The sequence below is a fragment of the Rhizobium sp. ZW T2_16 genome (assembly GCF_044987325.1).
In the GTDB taxonomy this organism is placed as follows: domain Bacteria; phylum Pseudomonadota; class Alphaproteobacteria; order Rhizobiales; family Rhizobiaceae; genus Neorhizobium; species Neorhizobium cellulosilyticum.
This window is the reverse complement of sequence record NZ_JBJDRG010000028.1, coordinates 15,842-37,794: the sequence shown is the minus strand read 5'-3', so window position 1 is coordinate 37,794 and position 21,953 is coordinate 15,842. Positions and strand designations below refer to the sequence as shown.

The following is a 21,953-nucleotide window of genomic DNA, read 5'->3' as shown; positions in this document are numbered from 1 at the left end:
TGCTGGGCCCGGTTCCAAACGTGAGCCCGTATTTCCATCTTACCGGGGGCAACCACCCATGTCAGATATTGCTGAGGCAATGCCTTTGGGCAAACCGTCCCGCGATTACCCCATGTTCAAGACCTTAATCCCTTCCTCGAGTTGGATATCTGATCCAATGAATGAGAGCGGCATCCCGTATGGCTTCCTTGCAAATGGGCGCTTTGACCGCCGTTGAATTTCTCGCGCAACGTTCCCTCGGTGTAGCTCGTCTTGAAACGTCCACGGTTTTGAAGCTCCGGCACAAGCTGATCTGCGACAGAGAGAAGAGTTGAGGGGACGGATAGCCGAGGGATATTGAAGCCATCCACACCTGTTTCTTCAGCCCACTCGATCAATGCATCCGCCACATCAGACGCCGAGCCGACAAGAAACGGTGCGCGGGCTCCAGTTGATGAAAGCGTGGTCAGATCTCGAACATGTACGGGTCTCGGTGCTTTGACTGTCAGGTTCTCGGCCGTCGACCGAATTGCGTTGGAGTTGGCGAACGGCACTACGTCGTCCGGCTCCAACCCGGAGAGATCGATCCCAGTCCAGCCGGATACGAGCGTCAATTGCCCAACCGCATCCATGTAGCGAGAATATTCTGCGTGCAATTCTGAGGCCTCTGCTGCCGTTGGCGCGACAATCACGTTTGCTGCTAGAAAAATGGTGATGTCGTCTGGATGACGGCCTGCGTCCTGTGTCGCTTGTCTCAATGCACTAACCGTCTTGGTGGCCGAGGCTTTGCTCGGACCGTTAATGAAAACGCATTCAGCATGTCGAGCGGCAAATACGCGGCCGCGCTCCGACGATCCTGCTTGAAACAGAAGAGGTGTTCGTTGCGGTGATGGCTCTGATAAATGTACGCCATCTACTTTGAAATGAGGACCGTCGTGCACAATCCTGTGCACTTTCCTCGGGTCCGTGAACACTCCAGTGTTCCTGTCGCGTTGGACCGCATTCTCTTCCCAGGAGTGCTCCCACAGCTTGTAGCAAGCCGCCATGAAGTCCTCCGCCACATCGTAGCGGGCATCATGCTCAATCTGCAGTGCTCGCCCCATCCCTCTGGCTCCACTTTCCAGGTAGCCGGTCACGATATTCCAGCCAATCCGACCATTTGTTAAATGATCCAAGGTCGAAAAACGGCGAGCGAATTGGTAGGGGTGCTCATAGCTAAGGTTCGCGGTTACGCCAAAGCCTAAATGCTCTGTGACGAGTGCCATCGCCGAGATCGGGATCGTTGGGTCCATCGCCGGAAGCTGGGTCCCTGCACGAAGCGCAGCATCTGGCGAACCACCATATACATCGTAAACGCCGAACACGTCTGCGATGAAAATTGCATCCAGAAATCCGCGTTCAGCGGTCTTGGCCATATCTGTCCAGTACGAGAGTTTGTTGTAATCCACCGCAATGTCGCCCGGCATCCTCCAAAGCCCGGCCCAGTTGTGGACAGGGGCGCACATCTGAAACGAATTGATGCGTAACTGCTTTTCCATTCGATTGCTCCTGGAGAACGGCAGCGCTACGAAGCTGCGGAGATTGGTATTTTATTCTACATATAAGCAGGCAATCGATGCGGGCGTCTCTTTTACTTGCGACTGCAGGCATGACAATTGACAGTAAAATGCGTTGAATTTAGTTTGTTAAACAACGCACTAAGAGATTTCAAGCTGTCTCTTTTGCACTCTGCCTTTCTCCCTTGGAGCCGCATCAAATGTCATTAGTTAGAAAAATCTCCCGACGCCTCGTGTTGGGAGCATTGCTGTCGTCGGCTGCTCTTGCGGCTACAGGCTTGCCGGCTCTCGCTCAGGATGGACCGATAAAACTCGGTCTACTTGCCCCGTTTAGCGGCTCGGGTGGCCCCTACGGAAAAGAAGAAGAAGAAGCGGCTCGAGCGGCAGTAGATCTTATCAACGATGCTGGAGGGGTCCTTGGCCGCAAACTTGAACTGGTTGTGGCCGATGACGAAACTCAGCCGACTGTCGGCGTTTCTGCAGCACGAAAGCTCATTGACGTCGATAAGGTGGCGTCGATTGCGGGCGTATGGTCGAGTGCGGTAGCCTTGGCGATCAAACCTATCGCGGTTGAAAAGGGTGTTCTCCTTACCGTTAACGGATCTGCTGACGAAATCACCCAAGGAGACAATAAGGGACTGGTCTGGCGTTTCCAGACAAATGGCAAAGACTGGGGCAAGGCGTTCGGCAAAGCGATGCTGAATGACAAAATCAAGACTGCATCGGTTCTCGTACTCCAGACGCCGTTTACCCTCTCGACGATCGAACCCTTCAGGCAAGAGCTCACTGCTGGCGGGGGAAAAGTCCTGAAGGAGGTTCCTTTCAATCCTAACCAGCCATCATACCGTGTCGAAGTAGACAAGATCCTCGAAGGCGATCCAGAGGCGATATTCGTCGCTGCCTACGTCAACGAGCTGTCTGCTGTCGCCAAGGAATTGTATCGGAACGGATATGGGGGAAAGATTTACGCGTACGGCAATGCCGCTGGCTCGAATGGACAGTTCGTGGCGAATGTCGGAAAAGAAGTTGCTGAGGGCGTGCATCACACGCAGCATGTCCCGGTCGATAAATCGGAAGCTTATGACATTTACCTGAAGCGAATTGGCCGCAACGAAGGCACTGTGATGAGCTTTGGCGCTCAGGTTTTTGACCAGATTGTCCTCACCGCATTGGCTATTGAAAAGGCGAAGTCGACTGAGGGTGCTGCAATCGGATCCCAGTTCCCGCAACTCGTTAATGCCGATGCGCCTTCGATTGGCGACCCTGCGAAGGCACTTGAAGCAGCAAAATCCGGCAAGCCATTCAGATATTCCGGCGCTGCCTCCGATTTTCGCTTTGAGCCGAATGGTGACCAGTCGAACCTCGCCTATGGTCATTTCTTGATCGAGAATGGCGAGAGCAAGCTTACCGAAGTCATTCGTTAAAATGCTTGAAGGTCGAAATCTTGAAGTCTCCTATGGAGGCTTCAAAGCGCTTGATCGCGTTTCCGTCAATCTCGAACCGGGTACCGTGACGGGTCTGATCGGACCGAATGGCGCCGGGAAATCAACGCTGTTTTCCGTGCTTGCCGGTTCGGTCCGTCCCAGGCGCGGAGACGTTGTCTTCGAAGGTCAATCCATTACAAGGCTCCTGCCGGTGGCAAGGGCACGGCTGGGTATCGGGCGATCTTTCCAGCTATCACGCGATCTTGCTGGTCTCACCGTTCTGGAGAACCTACTGATCGCGTCTTCGGGTAGCAGGCACGATACGGTGACGTCTGCACTTTTCCGTCGTTCGGCTTTCCGACTTGAGCAGGAAAGAAATGTTGAGAAGGCTCGTGCGCTCCTTCAACGAGTGGATCTGTGGCGGCACGCGGATTCGGCCTCTAACGCATTGTCCGGCGGGCAGAAAAAATTGCTCGATCTGTGCAGGGTCTTGATGAGGGAGCCGAAGCTGATCTTGCTCGATGAGCCAAGTGCAGGTGTTAATCCCACACGTGTTGGTGAGATCACGGAGTTTATTCAGTTACTCCGCGGCGAAGGAATTACGTTCGGTATGGTCGAACATAACATGGCGATGATCCGTACTCTGTGCGATCGCGTCTATGCGCTAGCAGAGGGCAAGGTGATTGCCCAAGGCAGCTTCGACGAGGTCGTCAGTAACGATGAGGTCGCAAATGCATATCTCGGGTATAGCGCATGACAGTGGCCTCCAAAAGTCTGATCGCAGAAAATCTGGTGGCCGGATATGGCGCGCAACCCGTACTTCGTGGCGTCAGCTTCAACGCAGAAGCTGGAAAAATACTGACCGTTGTCGGGCCGAATGGCTCTGGTAAATCCACACTGATGAAGACAGTGCTAGGCCTTGTTAGGCCAACGGCGGGAAGAATCTATCTCGACGGTACGGACATCACCAGCTGGTCTACGGCTGAGCGGGCCGAGGCTGGATTGGGTTATGTACCGCAGGAGGCAAACGTCTTTCCGAACATGTCCGTTATCGACAATCTTCGTGTTGCCTATGACTTCGTGCGAGCATCCAGGGCCACTCCCTTTGCCTCACGGCTGCGCGATCTGCTTGAGCTTTTCCCTGAAATCGGAAGCAAGCTTCATGAACGCGCAGGTGTTCTGAGTGGCGGCCAGCGACAGATGGTGGCGATGGCGTCAGCGCTCGTTCCCAATCCTCGCATATTGGCACTCGATGAGCCATCCGCGGGACTTTCTCCACGAAACGCAGAGCTGCTGTTCGAGATCATCGGTCGCGTCTCGAGGTCCGGAGTTACCTTGTTCCTGATCGAGCAGAACACTCGGCTTGGACTTGGCGCATCCGACCACGGCCTTGTACTCGTCAACGGGCAGGTGCGGCTGCAGGGGGCGTCAGATGTGGTGCTCGCCGATCCTGATATCAGACGCCTTTATCTTGGAGGTCACTGATGGGCCAAATGATAATCAACGGCCTCACGACGGGTCTCATCCTGGCGCTTCCTGCGCTTGCGCTTTCGCTCACGTTCAGCGTTCTTCGGTTCCCGAACTACGCGATCGGATCCTATGTGACGGTCGGAGCTTTCGTCACGTGGTACGCCAATATAGTGTTGCAACTGCCGCTTTGGCTTGCCGCCTCTAGTGGCGCGATCGCGACAGGATTGATAGCAATAGGCATCGACTATGTTTCGTATCGCCATCTGCGTGACCGCTCGGGCCTTATCCTTCTTGTCGCATCGATGGGAATTGGAATCGCGCTCGAGAACATCGTCAGGCTTTTCGCGGGAAATTCGCCACGGAGTTTCGACCTTGCGGTGGCGCGTCCGTTTCGGTTTTGGGGGCTCCGGGTCAACCAAGAGCAATTAATCATAGTAGCGACGGTGCTCGCATCCCTGCTGGCTGTCTGGCTTGTGTTTCGATTTTCCAAACTGGGTCGAGCCATGAGAGCGGTAGCAGACAACCCATCCCTGGCGGCATCACGTGGCATCGAACGCGGAAAGGTCGTTGCGTCCGTCTGGGCGATTTCTGGAGCGCTTGCCGCATTGGCCGGTGTGTTGATCGGGATCGATACGAACATCGAACCGCAAATGGGTTGGAATTATCTCCTGCAAGTTTTCACCGCTGCAATCCTTGGAGGCATTGCCAGCCCGATGGCAGCAGTCGCCGGCGCGGTCGTGTTGGGATTGGCTGAGGAGTTTGCGACACTCTTCATGGCTGCGCACTACCGCTTGATCGTCGCTTTTGGAATAATGACACTTCTGCTGATTGTCCGCCCCTGGGGCATTTTCGGAACGAAGTGGGTGCAGCGATGACTGCTTATCTGATCGCAACACTCTGCGTCGTTGTCATGGCCACTATGGCTGGACTGGCCCTCAATCTTCAATGGGGCATGGGCGGGCTGGTCAATTTCGGCTTGTTCGGGTTCTACATGCTCGGCGCGTATATCGCAGCGCTGCTGACCGTCTCGGGAGCGCCGCCTGTTGTTTCGATGGCGATTGCCATGATTGGCACTGCTGTGATTTCCGCTCTCGTGAGCCTCATCTCGATCCGGCTGAGTGAGGACTATCTTGCTATCGTAACGCTTGGCTTTGCAGAATGTGTAAGGCTACTCATCAGCTACGAGGATTGGCTGACGATGGGGACGCTCGGTATATCCGGTATTTCACGGCCATTCGCATCCATCGTTCCACAGGCTTGGGCCGACATCACGTTCCTAGCGTTCTCAGGCATGGCGCTGGGTGCAGTTTATCTTGTCTTGACCCTTCTGGCGAAGTCGCCTTTCGGTAGACTGATGAGAGCGACACGCGATGATCCAGATATCGTGTCGTCACTGGGGCATTCGGTGCTATCGATCCGGGTCAGAACCTTTGCGCTCGGTGGCGTCATCCTGGGCTTGGCCGGTTCGCTTCACAGCTTCTACTACTCCTACGTCGACCCTACACAATTTTCAGCAATCATAACGGCCTATGCGCTCATGGCTGTAGTGGTGGGAGGACGAGGGAGCAATATAGGCGTACTCGCAGCGGCAATCGTTTTGATCTCGCTTTTGGAAGGCAGCCGTTTTCTGGTCGATTTCGTGCCGGGGCTTGATGGTGCAACCCTTGCCTCCCTGAGATTGATTTTTGTCGGGGTCGCACTCGTCGCGATCCTTGTTTTCAAGCCGCAGGGTTTTGGCCGTGAGAAACCGACGGTGGTCGCGGCTGCCGCCCTCAAATCAGGAGCAAATTGATGCCCAGAGTACCCGCTCTTCAACGCGACGCCCTTCCCGAAGATCTCAAGCCGCTATGGGACAAGATGAGGTCATACGGGCCGTTCGAAGGACAGGCAGGCGTCATGGCGAACCGCTTGCCCGTCTTTGAGCATATGTGGAGGCTTCTCACCCAACTTTCTGACGAAGCCGTTCTGGATAAGCGCTATCTGGAGCTTGGGATCATCGCCGTCTCATTGGTCAACAAATGCGAATTTTGCGTCGACCAGCATGCCCCCAAGCTCGCGGTTGCCGGATTGAACATCGATGGTGTCGAAACACTGGAGGACCTGAGGACATTCGGCGGCCTGACGGATTTGGATCGCAAGGTGGTGGAATATGCAATCGCCGTGTCGAGCGATTGGCATCGTATTCGTGATCAGGTCATTGCGGATCTAAAAGTGCATTTCAGCGATGCGCAGCTCGTTGAGCTCACGTGGCGGATCGCACTTTGTGGGGCGTTCAATCGGTTCAATGACGTACTGCAAGTCGACACCTAACCCCGTGTAAAAGGCCTGATATGAGGCTAGGCGCGACCGCCGTTCACTGGCCAGAGCGGGCTTTTCGCTGCGCCAGCAGGTCGGTGATTTCGCGTCGAATGGCGACAAAGCCTGCGTCATCGCGATGGCGCGGGCGTGGACCCCGGATGTCGAAAATCCGTGCGATCCGCCCCGGCCGAGGTTCCATCACGATGACCCGATCCGACAGATATATAGCTTCCTCGACGTCATGCGTCACCATTACCACCGTGCTCTTCTCGCGCTCCCATATAGCCAGGAGTTCGTCCTGAAGTTGGCTGCGTGTGAGCGAGTCCAGCGCACCGAGCGGCTCGTCGAGCAAGAGCAGTGGTGGACGAGGCGCTAGTCCGCGGGCAATCGCCGCGCGCTGGGACATGCCGCCGGAAAGCTCATGCGGCAACGCCTTCTCGAAGCCGTTGAGGCCGACGAGATCGATCAGGTAGCGAACCCTTTCATTCTTGGCTGGTTCCGATCCCGCGACCGAGTGGAGGCCGAGAGCAATATTCCTCTCAACATTGAGCCATGGGAGAAGCCGGTGATCCTGAAAGACGATGCCGCGTTTGAGGCTCGGGCGTTCGATCGTTTCGCCGTCCACGCTCACGCTGCCATTATCAGGCCTGTCGAGGCCGGCGAGGAAGCGCAGCAGTGTGGATTTTCCGCAACCGCTCGGCCCGACAATGCTGATGAACTCGCCGGGCTCGATTGCAAGGGAAACCTTGTCGAGGGCGTGAACCGTGCGATCTTCCACCTGGAAGGTTTTTGAGACGTCCGCAATGGTTACAGATCCCGTATAGATTGTCTTGGCAGCTGAAATGGTCAGGCCGTCCGCCATGGTATGAGCCTCCTTGAAAATCCGATAATCAGGCGATCTAGACCGAGCCCGATGATGGCCAGCAACAGAACGCCAAGCAGGACCTGGTCCATGCGTGCATATTCTCTGGCCGCCGCGAGATACGCGCCCAGGCCGTCACCCATGCCGTTGATGTAACCGGTGCCGATCAGGTATTCCGCGCCAAATGTACCGAGCCATGCGATGTTCAGGGACAGTTCCACGCCGGTCAGTAGGGCCGGTACTGCAGCGGGCAGAATGATTTTTGTCAGCGTGGCGAGGCGACTCAGTTCGAGAACGCGGCCTACCTCACGGTAGGATGCCGGTACATTCTGGCAGCCCGCCTGGGTGCCGAGCGCCATCGGGAAGAATGCGCCAAGCGAGATAAGAATGATCTTCATAACCTCGCCATTGCCGAACCATGCGCTGAGAAGCGGAATCCAGGCAAAAAGCGCGATCTGACGAAGACTGGCGATCGATGGGTCGAAAAGGCCCCGCGCTATGCCGGACAATCCGATCAGAAGTCCCACTGCCAGCCCAAGGGAGGCCCCGATAACCCAGCCAGTGAAGGCGCGAAGCAGGGTCGCAAGGGCCGCACCGGGGAGCGAACCGTCGGCAAACCCCTGGTAGGCGCTGGCAACCAACTGAGCGGGCGAGACGAGGATATCGCTGTTCAGCATACCGGCGGCATCGAGCAGCGACCAAAGAACGATCAGCCCGGCCGGCAGGACGAGCGACCGCCAGAGAAGGCCTGACCGGGAAATTACATTCGGCGACGTTGTCATGGGGCTTTCCTCACGCAGCCGATTGGAAGGACCAGGCGGTAATCCGGTGCTGAAATTTGGTAAGCGCGAAATCGAGAGCCCAGCCGACCAGGCCGATCACGACGATAGTGGCAAAGACAACGTCCAGCTGAAAGGCCTTGCGCCCCCACATCATCAGATAGCCGAGACCCGCCGCCGAGGAGATCATCTCCACCAGGATCAGCACTTTCCAGCCTCGGCTCATCGCTTGCCTGAGCCCCGTGAGGATCGCGGGAAGGATGGAGGGCCAGACAACGAAGCGTATCCGGGCAAACCTCGACAGCTCGAGCACATCCGCCACATCGTCATATTTGTGGGGGCGGGAGCGTATCCCTTCATAGGCGCCGACCATAAGCGGCAGAAAGCAGGTCTTGGCGATGAGAATGATCTTCAGCGTCTCGCCAATGCCGAAGACCAGCATGAAAAAGGGTAGCCATCCAAGTGAAGGAACAAGGCAGATTGCGCGGATCGTCGGTGCAACATAGATGTCCATAGGCCGAACGAGACCGAAAGCCACTCCGAAAAACAGGCCGAGCCCGCCACCGATTGCAAGCCCCGCAAGAACACGACCGAGGCTGACGGCCAGTTCGCTCGTCAGTTGGCCGGTCACGAGAAGGTCAAGCGTCGTATCGTAGACAAGGAGAGGATCGGGAAGGATCTGTTCTGCCAACCATTCCTGACGGGTGGCATAGGACCACAATGCGAGCAGGGTCAGGGGCACTGCAAGCCCGAGCAAGAGCTTTGCCACCCAGCCTGTGAGACGAAGACCGGACGGAGCAAAGACCCGCGGTCCACGCTCCGAGGTCTTTTCCGGCGAGGGATCCGTGATCGCATAGGATTTGAATGTCACATCAGCCATGTTTGGCACCTTCATCTGTCCGGCGCACAGCGGCTCGCTTCTCACTCCCGGTCCGACTACGTCGTGAGGTGCTGGCCGCTGCGTTTTCCACCTTGCGGGATTGGTCTTCGATCCGGCCTTCAGGCCGGCGTCTTGCCGTCGGCAGCTCGCGGTGCCCAGAATTCGGAGTAACCCAGTTCTGCTAGTGTCTTGGTGAGCAGGTCATTCTTGATCCACTCGTCAACATCGAATGGACGGCGCACCAGCTTCTGCTCCAGGGTGAAGTCCAGACCTGCCTTGATATTCGTGCGGTAGAAGTCATCGATCAGGGGGCTATTTCGGTCGCGCAGATCGTCATCTGCATAGTCCGTCACGTAGCTCTCGCGGGGGGAGCCGGTTAGCGCCCAAATGTCATAGAGCTTTTCGCGGTTTTCATCGAGGCTCGCGAAATGCGACGCCTCTACGTAGCTACGCAGCACGCGCTCAACGATGTCCGGGTTCTCCTTCGCGAAGCTTTCGAGCACGGTCAACGAGCCGAATGTCGAACCGGGGGCCGGGCCCTTGGTGCTGTAGAGCACCTCGACCAAACCCTTTTGCACCAGGGCCAGCACCTGATTACCCTGGCCGAGTATCACGTCGACATCGCCGGATTGGATCGCGGCTGTCTGATCCGCGCCCTGAAGATCGAAGAGCTGGACATCTCCGTTCTTGAGGCCGACGCCTGCCAGGATCAGAGACAGCGATAGCTCGAAGATGGTTCCGCGTTGGAAGGCGACCTTCTTGCCCTTGAGATCGGCAAGCGTCTTGATGCCGGCAGCGGGCCGTACCGCAACATAGGTTGGCGAAATGCCGGATGCCGCGAGAACGATGGTGCGCACGCCAGCGCCTCGGCCGACGATATTCGGCAATCCGCCATAACTGGCAAATTCCAACTGCTGATTGGCGAAGGCCTCGTTGATTGCCGGACCGGTTCCGCGTGGGAACTGCCATTCGACGCTGATACCATCCTTCTCGAATTCTTTCTCGAGAAGCTCAAGGCCGCGCAGGATGCCGATCGAGCCGTTGCCATAGGGTCGGCCGGCGGCATTTCCCGGCCCGGCGAGCCTGATAACCTGTGGCTTGGTTTGAGCGCGGACAATCGAGAATGTGGTGGGAAGAGCAAGCGTTGTCGCAGCCAGCCCCAGAAACGTACGGCGTGTTGATGGCATGGGTAAGATCCTGTCGATGCGTGTTTAGGAAAGGCTGGCCGCAACCGGCCGCCGGTTTGCTCATCAATGATGGTCGAGGCTTTTCATGACCTCATGGCTGGGGCGGGGTCTGCCGCCTTTTACCCAGCCGATGGCTTTGCGGTAGCTGCCGAAGATATTGCGCGCCTCAAGTTCTGCGGCCGTGATGCCCGTCAGCTGAGTGGCCTGCGGGGCCACATAAAGTGCGTCGTCCGGACAGTAGACCTCGCACATGAAGCAGGTCTGGCAATCGTCCTGGCGCGCGATGACGGGGATGCCGCCGGGCTTGAGGTCGAATACGTTGGTGGGACAGACGTTGACGCAGATGTTGCAACCCGTGCAACGGTCGTTGCTGATGACCTCGATCATGCTGCCAGAACCTCGAGTTCCGGCGATGCCGCGCGCTGCTTGCCGATCCAGACTTCTTCCAGGCCACCGCTCGTGGTGTAGTGCAACTGGTTGTCGTCCCTCGCCGGGAAGTCCTCGCGTTTGTGCATGCCACGTGTTTCGGTGCGTGAGAGAGCACTGCGATACATCCAGCGCGATGTGGCGAGCATTGCCACCCCTTCGCGGGTCCGCTGAACGTCTTGGAGCGAGGCAGCCCCGGCGGTTCGGATGCCGGACCAGAGGCCATCGAGACGACCGAGCGAATCGTTCAGTCCTGCGGCACTGCGCAGATAGTTTCGGTCATAGGGATGAACCTCTGCCTTCACGGCCTCGATCAGTTGCTCGGCATCGATGGCATGCGCCGGTCCATCGGCAACGCCCACTCTTCCGGCACGGACAAAGCGGCGGGTCACACCACGGTGTCGCTGGCCATAGTCGCCGGCGGCATTGCCCGCCCAGAAGCCGGATGACATGGCCCATGCCGCATTGTGGCTTCCGCCGCCGGTGAAGGCGCCACAGACGAGTTCCCGCGTTGCTGCGTCTCCGGCCGCATAGAGGCCGGGCACCGTTGTCGCACATCCGCTGTCAACAAGCCTTAAACCACCGGTTCCACGCACCGTGCCTTCCAGCAGCAATGTCACCGGGAACCGCTGTCTGAAGGGATCGATACCCATCCGGTCGAGCGGCAGGAAAAAGTTGGGCTGGGCGTAGCGCATTGCCTGCTCTGTCTGGGCATCCGCCTTGTCCAGCTGCGCAAATACGCGCTGTGTCTGAAGAACCCGGGCGATTGCCGATCGGCCCCCCTTGGAGGCCGCACCCGGTATCGGCGATCCGTCCTCGAAGGTGAACGAGGCCCAATCATAGAATCGCGTCTTGGTCACCGAACCGCCTTCAAGGGCCATGGCATAAGCCGTCGAAAACTCCATGCCGGACATTTCCGCGCCGAGTTCCGCTGCCAGAAGGAGGCCGTCACCGGTGAGCACGTTACAGCCGAGCGCCTTGCTGAGGAATGCGCAGCCGCCGGTCGCGATGACGACAGCGCCTGCGCGAACGAGCCATGTGTCGCCCTTCTGGCGACGGATACCTGCCGCACCGGCAACTGCGCCGCTTTCATCACGCAGCAGTTCCATGGCCGGGCTGTGATCGAGAATCTTGACGCCCGCCGACTTCGTGCGCTTGCGCATCAGGCGCATATAGTCCGGACCGTCGAGGCTTCGGCGGATGGACTGGCCGTTCTCGTCATTGCGGAATGGATGGCCCCACTCGGCCAGCTGATTGACATTCGCATAGGTCTGATCGAGCGTACGGCGCATCCATGCCGGGTCGGCAAGTCTTCCACCCAGATCCCAGCGGCTGTTCATGGCTGCCGCGCGCTTGGCAGGGTCTGGTGGCACATACCACACGCCGGTGCCCGAAGGTGCCGTTGCGCCGGACGAGCCGCAGAAGCCCTTGTCGACGAGTACGACCTTTGCTCCCTTGGCGGAGGCCGATATCGCCGCCCACGTGCCGGCGGGGCCACCGCCGATGACGAGCACGTCGGCGTCGAGTTCGAGGGAGGCGGAAGGAGATGCAATGCTGGAAGCTGTCGATGGAATTACCATGATATTCCTCTCCACAACGAGGCAGGGAGCGCCCCGAATTGATGGAGATCATGTTATCTAGTAAAATTGTAGACTAAAGAAACGCACTCCTGGTATTTGACCGCCAGAGCGAAAAAATAATTCCTGAGATCATCCCTCCTTGAGAAGAGACCCTGCGACTACGACGGGTAGCCGCAGGCGGATAAGGCTGCGGCGGCCCATCTTCGTGCCGTGCTCAATCTCGATAGCGTACCGTCCAAGTCGCAGTGATAGCTGATAAACAAGAAGCTGTTGAACTTCCGCAAATCCCTTTCTCAACCGCGACATATTACGCATGAACTTTTCTTCATTTGCTTACGTGCTCCGCGTAGCCTTGGTATAGCAGCGATAGTGGTTTTCTTTCGTTGTCAGTTCCTCTCCAGAGGTGTGCAGCCTCCTAACTTGGGCGGCTAGCATTTAGCCGCCCCTCTTTTATGAAGCCGAGCGAACGACGCCACCAGATGCGGCATAAGCTGTGCTGCTCCCTCAAGGACCTAATGCCACGGGAACGTAGGCACGGTCTCTAGAAGGCAAGCTACTTGATGCGGAGATATTCGAGTGGGAGCTCTGTCGTGCTCTTGATTTGCTCAACGGCAAACCTGGGTGACGAGGACTGAATGTCGATCCTCTCCGTCAGGCGCTTGTGAAATTTGTCATAGGCTGCGATGTCCGGCACAATCACCTTGAGCAAATAGTCGACATTGCCGCTTAACCGGTACAGTTCCGTGATCTCCGGTAAGTCATTTACGACCTCCGAAAACCGCTTCAACCATTCGCCGGAATGACTTGCCGTCACAACTGATACGAAAGCTGTGATACCTGCGTTGATCTTGCGCCCATCTAACAATGCTACGCTACCTGTTATGACGCCCTCATCGCGCATTTTCTGGATCCGCCGCCAACAGGGCGTTGACGAAATGCCGACAATCTTCGCAACATCAGTCACAGTTAGGGAAGCGTCACGCTGCAATACGCTCAGTATTTTACGATCCAGCGTATCCATTGCCAATCTCGTGCCTCCCTCTCTTCGAAGACCTTCGAAGCGTCCCCTTGATGCTACTGGCTCGGTGCACCTTTCGCATGCAGCGAAATAGTTCGGTTTATCACGGTTTCAGAGACTGATATCTACCTTGAGAATAAAGGAGAGGTGCACCGCCGCGGAGCTGGATCGCAAGTACGCGACCAATGATTATGGCATGGCTATGCCGCTCGAAAACCTCTTCGACTTCACAGTCTATGGAAGCGAGCGCCCCGATCAGTGCGCTTGCTCCACTTGAAAGTGTTGTCCATTGCGCGCCCTCGTATCGTTGCACGCCTTTCAAGCCATCTGCTCCAGAAAATCTGTGGGCTACGGCCTGATCTTCGACACCAAGGACATTGATGCAAAAATGATTGTGCGACGCAAGCACGGGCCAAGTCGATGATGATCGGTTTATGTTGACGATCATGGTTGGCGGATCGACGGAGAGCGCGGTCGCCGACGTCACCGTAGCGCCCGTTCTTGCGTCGCCTACGCCTGCAGTAATAACGGAAACTGTCCCGGCAACCTGTCTCATCACGGATTTCAGGCTGTCTGGCGTGGCCCTGAATTCAGAGTGAACGTGAGGATTCTGTACACGAGTGGCTTGATTCATTTTTGCTCTAGCGCCTGCGTTTATATCGAAACTAGGTCCCAGAAGAGCGCCGCACAAAGGATCACACCGCAGATTTGTATCGAAAGATAGAATTTCTTTCTCAAGAAAGTGGAAATCTGGATATGGCATCCGGTCAATTAGATTAGACGCTGAACCGAAGTAAATCCTAGTGCTGATCAGATAGAGGTACAGCCTCTCCTTTCCGAGCTAGCCCCTCGTCAGTTGATTGGATGAGTAGATAACTTTGCTCGCTTCTGTGTCTGGGGTCGCGGCGATTTTCGCCTTATGGCTGAAAAATGAGTTTCCTCTGCTTCGTAGATCGACCTGCCATCTGCGATCTTTTGCCGGTCAACATCCGTCTAGGAAAACAAAATGACCAAACTCAAAGGAAACACCCATTTGTTCCGTCGCCGTGCTGGTCTCGTTGCCGCAATTGCGATCACAGTTGCCACTCTTTCAGGGACTGCCTCCGTTCAGGCACAGGAAAAATCGATCAAGGTTGGTATTATGAGCGGGGAGGACGAAGATGTATGGCGCGCTGTTGCCGCGGAAGCTGACAAGAAAGGCTTGAAGATAAAAACGGTCGTCTTCAATGACTACAATCAGCCCAATGAAGCGCTTGAGCGCGGCGAAGTCGATGCCAACGCGTTTCAGCACAAGCCGTATCTCGACAACCAGATAAAGCAGCACGGATATAAGATCGTGGCGGTCGGATACACTGGCGTGTGGCCAATCGGCCTTTATTCAAAAAAGCATAAAGCGCTGGCAGATTTGAAGGAAGGTGCTCAGATCGGCATTCCGAACGATCCGTCGAATGAAGGTCGAGCACTGCGCGTACTTCAAAATGAAGGGCTCCTCAAGCTCAAGGATGGAACGGGGATCCTGGCAACGATTGCAGATATTTCGGAAAACAGCCGTGGTCTGAAAATCAAGGAACTCGATGCAGGTATCGTGGGGCGTTCAATCGACGACCTCGACGCTGCCGTGGTGAACACCGACTGGGCACTGAAGGCGGGCTTGGGACAGGATAACCGTATTGCCCAGGAACCGATCAAGGACAATCCGTACCGCAACTTCATTGCCGTGAAGCAGGGCCAGGAAAACGAGGACTGGGTGAAGACGCTGGTCGCATCCTACCAGAACGACACGGTTAAGGCCGTGTTCGACAAGGTCTATAAAGGCACCGGTCTGAGCGCCTATTAAGCCAGATCGTAACCCTGACATGCAGGCGGGATGAGTTCGACTCGTCCCGCCTCGCGTTTGGAGCAATGAATGCAGAATCAAGCTTTTTCGCCTAATCGTCATCCCGATACTGGGGTGAGAACCAGAGAGATTGTCAGGCTGGGTGATATTCGCCGGCGGTTTTCTGAAACGCCTGCTCTTGACGGCGTTTCGCTGTCTGTGAGTGAGGGAGAGATACTTGGCATTATTGGGCGAAGTGGTGCTGGGAAGTCTACCCTTATCCGGTGCCTGAATGGCCTTGAGCGGATCGACAGTGGGGAGGTTGTGGTTGAGGGTAGGCGAATTGACGGCCTTAGTGAAGGCGAGCTCCCGCCTCTTAGACGTCGGATCGGGATGGTTTTCCAGCACTTCAATCTCTTGTCGGCCAAAACGGTCGAAGCGAATGTCGCGCTGCCGCTCAAGATCGAGGGGTTGGGTCGGCGCGAACGGTTAGCGAGAGCGCATGAAATGCTGGAACTGGTGGGGCTGAGCGACAAGGCCCAGGCATACCCTAAACAGCTCTCGGGTGGACAGAAGCAACGCGTCGGCATTGCACGGGCGCTTGCCGCCAGACCCGCGCTTTTGCTGTCCGATGAAGCAACCTCAGCGCTGGATCCCGAAACAACGCGATCAATTCTTTCGCTTCTTAAGGACATCAATCTCAAGCTGGGCTTGACCATCGTGCTTATCACGCATGAGATGGATGTGGTGCGTTCGATTGCCGACCGTGTTGCTGTGATAGATGCGGGTCGCATTGTTGAAGAAGGTGCGGTTGCCGCGGTATTTTCGGATCCGCAACAGTCTATCACCAAAAGTCTGCTTGCCGGTAGTCGAGCCCAGTTACCGGAGTATATCGCGAGCGCGATCCACGCAGAATTGGGCAGTGAGGCCGTTCTCGCAATCGATGTGGCCGGCGATTACGCGCAGCACCAATTCTTCGCTGATCTCGCGGTCGGATTTTCGCGCGGCGCCCGACTGATCGAAGGAGGAATCGAGCATGTACGGGCGACACCTGTGGCGCGTTTTTTCCTCGGGGTTCCTAGAACAGAGGTCGAGTTAATAGACGATCTTAAACGCAAACTTATTGCTGCGGGCGCACGCGTGGAGATGGTTGGTTATGTCTGATGTTCTGATCGATCTGTTCATCAGCGCCATCGTGGAAACGCTGATAATGACTTTTGCATCCGGCCTTATTTCTCTAGTGATCGGATTGCCGCTTGGTTTGGCGCTGGTCGCAACTGCGCGTGGCGGTATCGCGGAGAACCTTGTGCTGAATGGCGTTCTGGGCGCGGTGATCAACGCATTCCGATCAATCCCCTTCATCATTCTGCTGGTTGCACTCATACCTCTGACGAGGCTGATTGTTGGGACGTCGCTCGGAACGACGGCTGCAATTGTTCCGCTGTCCATCGCAGCGATACCCTACTATGCGCGCATCGCGGAAGTATCACTTCGAGAGGTCGACAAGGGGTTGATCGAGGCTGTCCGCGCCATGGGTGGCAATCGTTGGGCGATTATCCGGGACGTCCTGATCCCCGAAGCGCTGCCTGGCATTATAGCCGGCTTCACGGTGACACTTGTGACGTTGATTGGAGCATCTGCCATGGCAGGGGCCATCGGAGCGGGCGGCCTCGGTGATCTCGCCATCCGCTATGGCTATCAGCGGTTCGAAACGATGGTCATGGTCTGGGTCGTTATCGTGCTGATCATTCTCGTATGCGGCATCCAGTGGGTTGGCGACCGAGTTGTTGCGGCGCTTGACCGGAGGTGAGTCCAACAGTTGACGCTCCGAGGCACCTTGCGGTGCAGGCCAGAGCGCAAACTCCCCGAAAGACGTGTTCATGCAAACTCTCATCATACCCGGACTGAACGGCTCTGATGAAGGGCATTGGCAATGGCACTGGCAAAAAGAGCGGCCTGATTGTCTAACGGTGCAGCACGCCGATTGGAAAACTCCATTTGTCGATTGCTGGGTGGCCAAGGTCGAAACTGAACTCGAGGCAGCGGGTGAAGCTTACATTGTCGCCCACAGTCTCGGCTGCTTGGTCGTCGCCAAACTCGCGGCGCTCCCCGCCGCAAGAAGAATAAAGGCAGCTTTGCTTGTCGCGCCTTGCGACCCGAAGCTGACCGAAGACCTCCATCCAGGGATGATGGATTTTGGGCAAGCTCCGGTCGGGGCGCCGAGATGTCCAAGCCTGATTGTCGGCAGCCTCAACGACCTCTACATGCCAATCGATGAACTCGCACAACTCGGGCAGTCATGAAGCCTACCCGTCCACAATCTGGGCCTCGCAGGTCATATCAATATCGCAAGTGGTTATGGTCGGTGGGCGGGCGGTTATCGTCTCTTGGATCAATTAGCGAGCGTTGCCAGGGCGCAGCCGGTCAGTACAAAGGACCAGTTTAAACCGATGAGCGACCTTCGCTCGTGTTGACGGAACGGTATGTTTCAACGCCCGATCCGCTATTTCGTCTAGAGCGTCCCGTTGAGGATCCATCCGAACAACTCGGGAAGGAGCACCATCGGTTAGGCTTAAATCGACATCGAGATATCTGCACATGCAGACAGAGAATGACTATCTCAGATTCGGCCCGGCTCCAGATATGCCATTCGCAAATCGGTTGCGCGCTCGCTGCGAAAGTTCCCCAGCTGTAGAATCCAAGCATGATGAACTTCTGCCGCCCTTATGTTCTGGACTTCCATCATCCCCTATCGTCCCCAAGAGGCGCAACAAATGGCAAAATCAATGCATCTAACCGCGTTCATGCGTCCCGTCAGCCTTCATACGGGAGCGTGGCGCTATCCTGGCTCCTATCCTGATGCCAACTTTAATTTCGGTCATATCCGGTCGTTCATACAGAAGCTGGAGGCGGCGAAATTCGATGCTTTCTTCATGGCCGATCATCTGGCGGTCCTCAATATGCCGATGGAGGCGCTGAAGCGCAGCCATACGGTCACCTCGTTTGAGCCGTTTACACTTCTTTCGGCGCTTGCCGCAGTCACGGAAAAAATCGGTCTTGCGGCCACGGCGTCAACCACGTTCGACGAGCCCTATCATGTCGCCCGGCGCTTCGCATCGCTGGACCATATCAGCAACGGCCGCGCGGCCTGGAATATAGTCACCACCTCTAATCCGGATTCGGCGCGTAATTTCGGCTTGGATGAGCACGTCGAACACGGTGAGCGATACAAGAGGGCGAAGGAATTCTACGAGGTCGTCACAGGCCTTTGGGACAGCTTCGCGGACGACGCCTTTATCCGCGATCAGGAAAGCGGGATCTTCTTCGATCCGGCGAAAATGCATGTTCTCGACCACAAGGGTGACGAGCTCAGGGTGCGCGGCCCGCTCAACATCGCCCGGCCCGTTCAGGGCTGGCCGGTCATCGTGCAGGCGGGACAATCCGAGCCCGGTCGTCAGCTTGCTGCCGAAACCGCCGAACTCGTCTTCTGTTCGCCGCGCGATCTCGCCGCTGCCAAAGCACTTTACGCCGACATCAAGGGGCGAATGCGGGAATTCGGTCGCGCGCCCGAGCATATGAAGATCCTTCCCGCCGCCCTCATCGTCATCGGCGACACGGTCGAGGAGGCCAGGGCAAAGCGATCCAGGCTCGATAGCTTCGTTCACTACGACAGCGCGATTGCATCACTCTCGATAGCCCTCGGGCATGATGTATCGACCCTCGATCCTGACGGTCCCCTGCCGGATATTCCGGATACCAACGCCAGCAAGACCGGGCGGGCGCAGGCATTGCGGCTGGCCACCGAGGAAAATTTGACGGTTCGCCAGCTTGCGCAACGCTATGGAGGATATGCCGGCCTCGCCTTCGTTGGAACGCCGAAAACCATCGCGGACGAGATGGAGGCCTGGCTGGCGCAGGGGGCGTCGGATGGCTTTACAGTGGTCTTCCCCTATCTTCCCCAAGGGCTGGACGATGTCACAGAGCAACTCATTCCGGAGCTACAGGCGCGCGGGCTGTTTCGACAAGACTATGATGGAACGACGCTTCGGGACCACCTCGGCTTGCCACGCCCTGTTAACCGGAACTTTGAATGACTGCTTCAATGCATGTTGCGACAAACCTGGCGTGTTCAGGAACCTGCGGGAAGCCCATCAGCTCGCCGAATTGTCCGCGTGCTAGCGGGCCTGCAATGAACAGGCTTTGGTTGGCCGCACCCGCTTTCCCGATAGCGAGGGCGTCGCGGTCGCAGTCGAGGCCGAGGCCGGTTGCGTCGATCTTGATATGTCCTGCTTCGGAAAGGCGCCAAAGCCAGTCCTGGCTCGAAAGAAGCCGACTATGGGCGGGGCCGGTCGTCACCACCACAGCATCGAACTCATGTTGCTCCATGCCATCGCCACCGCGAGGCCTGATAACGATCCGGATCACGTCATCGACGATTTCCGCCCCTTCAATCGATCCGGCCCGGATTTCGAGCATGCCGGTCGCAATTTCATGATCGAGCACTTCTTCCACCTGGGGCGCGATGCGGAAACGATGCACGTCCCAGTAGGGACGCAAATGGCGAACGATCCGGCGCCGTTCTGCCGTGGAAAGTGCCGACCACAGACCGCTACCCTGAGCTCGCACCTGATCCAGCACCGCATGCCAGGTCAGCCCTTCTTTCGCGGCGTCGCGGATGGCCTTTCGGATGCGCATGACAAGTCTCGAAGCGCGCGTTTCCGGCGATGACAAGAAGTCGCCGTAGGGTTCTTGCGTGATGGATGCGTGGCCACGCGAACGCAGCCCGCGTCGCGATACGGCGGAGATCCTGCCCGTATGGCCGCGTTGCTTCAGCGAGGCAATCACATCGGCGGACGTCAGTCCGTTGCCGACGACAAGAACGCGATCGCCTTGTCGTATCGGAGCCAATGCTTCGGCTGCGGTCGGGTTAGCAACGAAACGGGGATGTCCCGCAAGGGCGCTCGCAAGCCGGCGGGGTGGTGCAGGTGCCGGATGTGTGGTCGCGATCACGAGTATGTCGGCATCGACAGACTCACCGTTATCGCTGACGATATGCCAGCGTCCGTCGATTTTCTCTACGGTACTCGCGGCCGAGCGCACATGCCTGATTCCACCGGTTTCAAGCAGCGGACGCACGCAGGAAAAAACGTAGTCGCCGAAAACGCCGCGTCGCGGAAAGACTGAGCCATCTGGGCGGATCGCTTCGGCGTCATCACACAGGATGTCGGCTGCCTCAAGCCATCGGGTGAAGTGATCTGGATCATCGGGCAGGAGGCTCATCCGTGCTGCCGGGACGTTGATCCGGTGGACGGGATCGGCCGTATCATAGGCCAGTCCCTTGCCGATCCTCTCGCGGGGTTCGAATATCACGATATCTGTCTTGGGCGCCTTTTCTTGGTGGGCAAGGTGATAGGCCACTGCCGCACCGGTAACGCCTCCGCCAATGATGGCGATGTCGGGTTTCGCGGAGCTGGTAGACGATCGGAAGAATGGCGAAAGGGTCATTGGCTCCACGCTTCAATTGTGCTGACGGAACTTTGGGTCGGCAGAAGAGCTTCATCAAAGCCATAAATTCCATAGAGTAATGCGACAATGGAAAGGCTTTGCTTATCCTTTACATGAACGGCGCTTAGGCTTTTGACAATCGCCAAGTGGTTGGTGGGGCCAAATCGTTGCTGGAGAGGAATTTAGCATGCGATCGATTGTTGCAAAGCTTGCGGCTGTTGCCGCCGTTATCGGGATGGGATTCGGCCTTGCGGCGACGCAGGCTTCGGCTGCCGATCTTTCCGAAATCCGTATCGACTGGGCAACCTATAATCCGGTGGGCCTGTTGCTCAAGAAAGAAGGGCTGCTCGAGAAGGAATTCGACAAGGACGGGATCAAGATCCGCTGGGTGCAGTCCGCCGGTTCCAACAAGGCGCTCGAATTTCTCAATGCAGGCTCGATCGATTTCGGCTCCACCGCGGGAGCTGCGGCGCTGATCGCGCGTGTCAACGGCAATCCGGTCAAGTCTATCTATGTCTATTCCCGCCCCGAATGGACGGCGCTGGTGACCGGCAAGGATTCCCCGATCAAGAGCGTCGCGGATCTCAAGGGCAAGTCGGTCGCGGTTACCCGCGGGACCGATCCGCATGTCTTCCTCGTTCGCGCGCTGGCCGATGCCGGGTTGAAGGATGGCGATGTGAAATTCGTCCTGCTGCAGCATGCCGATGGCCGACTGGCGCTCACCCGCGGCGACGTCGATGCCTGGGCAGGGCTCGATCCGCTGATGGCGGCGGCCGAAGTGGAGGACGGCGCGCAGCTCTTCTATCGCAAGCCCGAGAACAATACCTGGGGCGTGCTGAACACGACCGAAACCTTCGCCAAGGACCACCCGGACGTCGTCAAGCGGGTGCTCCGCGTCTATGAGCAGGCCCGTAAGCAGGCGTTGGCCGATCCGGCGGCTTTGAAGGTCGCCCTCATCGAAGCCGCCAAGCTGCCCGATGCGGTCATCACCAAGCAGCTGGAGCGGACCGATATCAGCAAATCCCGCATCGGCGACGAGCAGCGCGACACGATCCTCAAGGCCGGGCTTGCCCTGCAGCAGGCCGGCGTTCTGCCTGCCGATGCGGATATCGCCAAGGTGACGGGTGAACTGATCGATCCGAGCTTCGGCGAAGCTCTTGTCCAGTAAGAGGG

At 57.2% G+C, this 21,953-nt stretch carries 21 protein-coding genes and 1 pseudogene; 12 read left to right on the top strand and 10 right to left on the bottom strand.

Translation table 11 applies throughout. The features are described from left to right. Positions 1–116: 116 nt before the first annotated feature. A complete protein-coding gene (locus ACI3K0_RS28305; protein ID WP_404946780.1) occupies positions 117–1,517 on the bottom strand; it encodes an LLM class flavin-dependent oxidoreductase in 1,401 nt (466 codons plus the stop codon). A 218-nt stretch (positions 1,518–1,735) separates the two neighbouring features. Between ACI3K0_RS28305 and ACI3K0_RS28300 the strand changes: the two genes are divergently transcribed. From ACI3K0_RS28300 to ACI3K0_RS28275, 6 genes are all read left to right on the top strand, one after another. Beyond that, positions 1,736–2,959: an ABC transporter substrate-binding protein gene (locus ACI3K0_RS28300; protein WP_174011623.1), complete on the top strand. Its 1,224-nt coding sequence runs from the start codon at positions 1,736–1,738 to the stop codon at positions 2,957–2,959. Position 2,960: 1 nt separating this feature from the next. Continuing rightward, the gene (locus tag ACI3K0_RS28295; protein WP_174011626.1) at positions 2,961–3,716 is read left to right on the top strand and encodes an ABC transporter ATP-binding protein; all 756 of its coding nucleotides are present in this window, start codon (positions 2,961–2,963) and stop codon (positions 3,714–3,716) included. After that, complete coding sequence (locus ACI3K0_RS28290; protein ID WP_206829331.1) at positions 3,713–4,444, top strand: ABC transporter ATP-binding protein; 732 nt, start codon at positions 3,713–3,715, stop codon at positions 4,442–4,444. The genes ACI3K0_RS28295 and ACI3K0_RS28290 overlap by 4 nt, the downstream gene beginning before the upstream one ends. After that, on the top strand, positions 4,444–5,304 hold the full coding sequence (locus tag ACI3K0_RS28285) for a branched-chain amino acid ABC transporter permease (RefSeq protein WP_174011735.1): 861 nt from the start codon (positions 4,444–4,446) through the stop codon (positions 5,302–5,304). The genes ACI3K0_RS28290 and ACI3K0_RS28285 overlap by 1 nt, the downstream gene beginning before the upstream one ends. After that, positions 5,301–6,221 (top strand): branched-chain amino acid ABC transporter permease, encoded by a 921-nt coding sequence (locus ACI3K0_RS28280; RefSeq protein WP_174011732.1) that lies wholly within the window; start codon positions 5,301–5,303, stop codon positions 6,219–6,221. Before ACI3K0_RS28285 ends, ACI3K0_RS28280 begins: the two co-directional genes overlap by 4 nt. Before the next feature lie 104 nt (positions 6,222–6,325). Continuing rightward, the gene (locus tag ACI3K0_RS28275; RefSeq protein WP_286195175.1) at positions 6,326–6,739 is read left to right on the top strand and encodes a carboxymuconolactone decarboxylase family protein; all 414 of its coding nucleotides are present in this window, start codon (positions 6,326–6,328) and stop codon (positions 6,737–6,739) included. Positions 6,740–6,782: 43 nt separating this feature from the next. On the opposite strand, the gene ACI3K0_RS28270 is transcribed toward ACI3K0_RS28275, so the two are convergent. The 8 genes from ACI3K0_RS28270 to ACI3K0_RS28235 all read right to left on the bottom strand — a co-directional run bounded on the left by ACI3K0_RS28270 (position 6,783) and on the right by ACI3K0_RS28235 (position 14,093). Further along, the gene (locus tag ACI3K0_RS28270) at positions 6,783–7,589 is read right to left on the bottom strand and encodes an ABC transporter ATP-binding protein (RefSeq protein ID WP_174011726.1); all 807 of its coding nucleotides are present in this window, start codon (positions 7,587–7,589) and stop codon (positions 6,783–6,785) included. Continuing rightward, positions 7,574–8,371: an ABC transporter permease gene (locus tag ACI3K0_RS28265; RefSeq protein WP_174011723.1), complete on the bottom strand. Its 798-nt coding sequence runs from the start codon at positions 8,369–8,371 to the stop codon at positions 7,574–7,576. The genes ACI3K0_RS28270 and ACI3K0_RS28265 overlap by 16 nt, the downstream gene beginning before the upstream one ends. A 10-nt stretch (positions 8,372–8,381) precedes the next feature. Further along, on the bottom strand, positions 8,382–9,248 hold the full coding sequence (locus ACI3K0_RS28260; protein ID WP_174011720.1) for an ABC transporter permease: 867 nt from the start codon (positions 9,246–9,248) through the stop codon (positions 8,382–8,384). 119 nt (positions 9,249–9,367) lie between these two features. Then, on the bottom strand, positions 9,368–10,435 hold the full coding sequence (locus ACI3K0_RS28255) for an ABC transporter substrate-binding protein (protein WP_404946779.1): 1,068 nt from the start codon (positions 10,433–10,435) through the stop codon (positions 9,368–9,370). Positions 10,436–10,498: 63 nt separating this feature from the next. Next, positions 10,499–10,822, bottom strand: a complete 324-nt coding sequence (locus tag ACI3K0_RS28250; RefSeq protein ID WP_174011713.1) for a ferredoxin family protein — start codon at positions 10,820–10,822, stop codon at positions 10,499–10,501. Further along, a complete protein-coding gene (locus ACI3K0_RS28245; RefSeq protein ID WP_174011710.1) occupies positions 10,819–12,441 on the bottom strand; it encodes an FAD-dependent oxidoreductase in 1,623 nt (540 codons plus the stop codon). Before ACI3K0_RS28245 ends, ACI3K0_RS28250 begins: the two co-directional genes overlap by 4 nt. A 553-nt stretch (positions 12,442–12,994) precedes the next feature. Then, positions 12,995–13,462 (bottom strand): Lrp/AsnC family transcriptional regulator, encoded by a 468-nt coding sequence (locus tag ACI3K0_RS28240; protein ID WP_174011707.1) that lies wholly within the window; start codon positions 13,460–13,462, stop codon positions 12,995–12,997. A gap of 100 nt (positions 13,463–13,562) precedes the next feature. Then, a complete protein-coding gene (locus tag ACI3K0_RS28235; protein WP_174011704.1) occupies positions 13,563–14,093 on the bottom strand; it encodes a flavin reductase family protein in 531 nt (176 codons plus the stop codon). A gap of 372 nt (positions 14,094–14,465) precedes the next feature. Here ACI3K0_RS28235 and ACI3K0_RS28230 point away from each other — a divergent pair, with 372 nt between their 5' ends. From ACI3K0_RS28230 to ACI3K0_RS28210, 5 genes and pseudogenes are all read left to right on the top strand, one after another. Beyond that, positions 14,466–15,296, top strand: a complete 831-nt coding sequence (locus tag ACI3K0_RS28230) for a MetQ/NlpA family lipoprotein (RefSeq protein WP_174011702.1) — start codon at positions 14,466–14,468, stop codon at positions 15,294–15,296. A gap of 69 nt (positions 15,297–15,365) precedes the next feature. Then, the gene (locus ACI3K0_RS28225; RefSeq protein ID WP_404946778.1) at positions 15,366–16,439 is read left to right on the top strand and encodes a methionine ABC transporter ATP-binding protein; all 1,074 of its coding nucleotides are present in this window, start codon (positions 15,366–15,368) and stop codon (positions 16,437–16,439) included. Beyond that, positions 16,432–17,085 carry a methionine ABC transporter permease gene (locus ACI3K0_RS28220; RefSeq protein WP_174011696.1) on the top strand — a complete coding sequence of 218 codons (654 nt, stop codon included), beginning with the start codon at positions 16,432–16,434 and terminating at the stop codon, positions 17,083–17,085. The genes ACI3K0_RS28225 and ACI3K0_RS28220 overlap by 8 nt, the downstream gene beginning before the upstream one ends. 70 nt (positions 17,086–17,155) lie before the next feature. Next, positions 17,156–17,749 (top strand): annotated as a pseudogene (locus tag ACI3K0_RS28215) (alpha/beta hydrolase). A gap of 300 nt (positions 17,750–18,049) precedes the next feature. Further along, the gene (locus ACI3K0_RS28210) at positions 18,050–19,369 is read left to right on the top strand and encodes an LLM class flavin-dependent oxidoreductase (protein WP_404946777.1); all 1,320 of its coding nucleotides are present in this window, start codon (positions 18,050–18,052) and stop codon (positions 19,367–19,369) included. Here the strand turns inward: ACI3K0_RS28210 and ACI3K0_RS28205 are convergent. Further along, a complete protein-coding gene (locus tag ACI3K0_RS28205; RefSeq protein ID WP_404946776.1) occupies positions 19,350–20,780 on the bottom strand; it encodes an FAD/NAD(P)-binding protein in 1,431 nt (476 codons plus the stop codon). The two genes, ACI3K0_RS28210 and ACI3K0_RS28205, sit on opposite strands and share 20 nt — an antisense overlap. Positions 20,781–21,015: 235 nt before the next feature. Between ACI3K0_RS28205 and ACI3K0_RS28200 the strand changes: the two genes are divergently transcribed. Continuing rightward, a complete protein-coding gene (locus ACI3K0_RS28200; protein WP_404946782.1) occupies positions 21,016–21,948 on the top strand; it encodes an aliphatic sulfonate ABC transporter substrate-binding protein in 933 nt (310 codons plus the stop codon). Positions 21,949–21,953 lie beyond the last annotated feature (5 nt).

What these genes read in the sequence shown, in the direction of transcription:
- ACI3K0_RS28305 (WP_404946780.1), bottom strand. Translation starts at nt 1,517, where the DNA reads ATGGAAAAGCAGTTACGCATCAATTCGTTTCAGATGTGCGCCCCTGTC.
- ACI3K0_RS28300 (WP_174011623.1), top strand. Translation starts at nt 1,736, where the DNA reads ATGTCATTAGTTAGAAAAATCTCCCGACGCCTCGTGTTGGGAGCATTG.
- ACI3K0_RS28295 (WP_174011626.1), top strand. Translation starts at nt 2,961, where the DNA reads ATGCTTGAAGGTCGAAATCTTGAAGTCTCCTATGGAGGCTTCAAAGCG.
- ACI3K0_RS28290 (WP_206829331.1), top strand. Translation starts at nt 3,713, where the DNA reads ATGACAGTGGCCTCCAAAAGTCTGATCGCAGAAAATCTGGTGGCCGGA.
- ACI3K0_RS28285 (WP_174011735.1), top strand. Translation starts at nt 4,444, where the DNA reads ATGGGCCAAATGATAATCAACGGCCTCACGACGGGTCTCATCCTGGCG.
- ACI3K0_RS28280 (WP_174011732.1), top strand. Translation starts at nt 5,301, where the DNA reads ATGACTGCTTATCTGATCGCAACACTCTGCGTCGTTGTCATGGCCACT.
- ACI3K0_RS28275 (WP_286195175.1), top strand. Translation starts at nt 6,326, where the DNA reads ATGGCGAACCGCTTGCCCGTCTTTGAGCATATGTGGAGGCTTCTCACC.
- ACI3K0_RS28270 (WP_174011726.1), bottom strand. Translation starts at nt 7,589, where the DNA reads ATGGCGGACGGCCTGACCATTTCAGCTGCCAAGACAATCTATACGGGA.
- ACI3K0_RS28265 (WP_174011723.1), bottom strand. Translation starts at nt 8,371, where the DNA reads ATGACAACGTCGCCGAATGTAATTTCCCGGTCAGGCCTTCTCTGGCGG.
- ACI3K0_RS28260 (WP_174011720.1), bottom strand. Translation starts at nt 9,248, where the DNA reads ATGGCTGATGTGACATTCAAATCCTATGCGATCACGGATCCCTCGCCG.
- ACI3K0_RS28255 (WP_404946779.1), bottom strand. Translation starts at nt 10,435, where the DNA reads ATGCCATCAACACGCCGTACGTTTCTGGGGCTGGCTGCGACAACGCTT.
- ACI3K0_RS28250 (WP_174011713.1), bottom strand. Translation starts at nt 10,822, where the DNA reads ATGATCGAGGTCATCAGCAACGACCGTTGCACGGGTTGCAACATCTGC.
- ACI3K0_RS28245 (WP_174011710.1), bottom strand. Translation starts at nt 12,441, where the DNA reads ATGGTAATTCCATCGACAGCTTCCAGCATTGCATCTCCTTCCGCCTCC.
- ACI3K0_RS28240 (WP_174011707.1), bottom strand. Translation starts at nt 13,462, where the DNA reads ATGGATACGCTGGATCGTAAAATACTGAGCGTATTGCAGCGTGACGCT.
- ACI3K0_RS28235 (WP_174011704.1), bottom strand. Translation starts at nt 14,093, where the DNA reads ATGAATCAAGCCACTCGTGTACAGAATCCTCACGTTCACTCTGAATTC.
- ACI3K0_RS28230 (WP_174011702.1), top strand. Translation starts at nt 14,466, where the DNA reads ATGACCAAACTCAAAGGAAACACCCATTTGTTCCGTCGCCGTGCTGGT.
- ACI3K0_RS28225 (WP_404946778.1), top strand. Translation starts at nt 15,366, where the DNA reads ATGCAGAATCAAGCTTTTTCGCCTAATCGTCATCCCGATACTGGGGTG.
- ACI3K0_RS28220 (WP_174011696.1), top strand. Translation starts at nt 16,432, where the DNA reads ATGTCTGATGTTCTGATCGATCTGTTCATCAGCGCCATCGTGGAAACG.
- ACI3K0_RS28210 (WP_404946777.1), top strand. Translation starts at nt 18,050, where the DNA reads ATGGCAAAATCAATGCATCTAACCGCGTTCATGCGTCCCGTCAGCCTT.
- ACI3K0_RS28205 (WP_404946776.1), bottom strand. Translation starts at nt 20,780, where the DNA reads ATGACCCTTTCGCCATTCTTCCGATCGTCTACCAGCTCCGCGAAACCC.
- ACI3K0_RS28200 (WP_404946782.1), top strand. Translation starts at nt 21,016, where the DNA reads ATGGGATTCGGCCTTGCGGCGACGCAGGCTTCGGCTGCCGATCTTTCC.